This is a genomic window from uncultured Shewanella sp., from assembly GCF_947495455.1.
Taxonomy (GTDB): Bacteria; Pseudomonadota; Gammaproteobacteria; order Enterobacterales; family Shewanellaceae; genus Shewanella.
The window spans coordinates 1-523 of sequence record NZ_CANLZC010000253.1; the positions used below are offsets into that span (position 1 = coordinate 1).

Consider the following 523-nt stretch of genomic DNA (forward strand, 5'->3'; position numbering starts at 1 on the left):
GGGCTAAAGAGCACATTAATATCCCAAATAGATTGAATAGGCAATTTGCTGTTACTGAGCCAGATCAAGTTTGGTGTGGCGATGTCACTTATATTTGGTCTGGTCAACAATGGTTATATTTGGCTGTTGTTATTGATTTATTCGCAAGAAAAGTCATTGGTTGGGCGACCTCTAAATCACCTAATACTGATTTAACAGCAAAAGCACTGTCAATGGCCTTTGAAGCGAGAGGTAAGCCAAAAGGAGTCATGTTTCATTCAGACCAAGGCTGCCATTACACAAGCAAACAATTTAGGCAGTTGTTGTGGCGTTATCAAATAAAACAAAGTATGAGCCGCCGAGGTAACTGCTGGGATAATGCGCCCATGGAACGCTTCTTTAGAAGTTTTAAAACCGAATGGATGCCAATAGCAGGTTATTCTTCATTTTATGAGGCTAATCTCGCTATTACTGAATATATCATCCGGTATTACAACTCAGTTAGGCCTCATCAATATAATGGAGGTTTAACACCTAACAGATC

Annotated in this window: 1 protein-coding gene; it reads left to right on the plus strand. The window is 39.8% G+C overall.

From position 1 onward, the window contains the following. Positions 1–523: IS3 family transposase (locus Q0791_RS25000; RefSeq protein ID WP_299011965.1), on the plus strand; the 523-nt coding region annotated here is incomplete at both ends.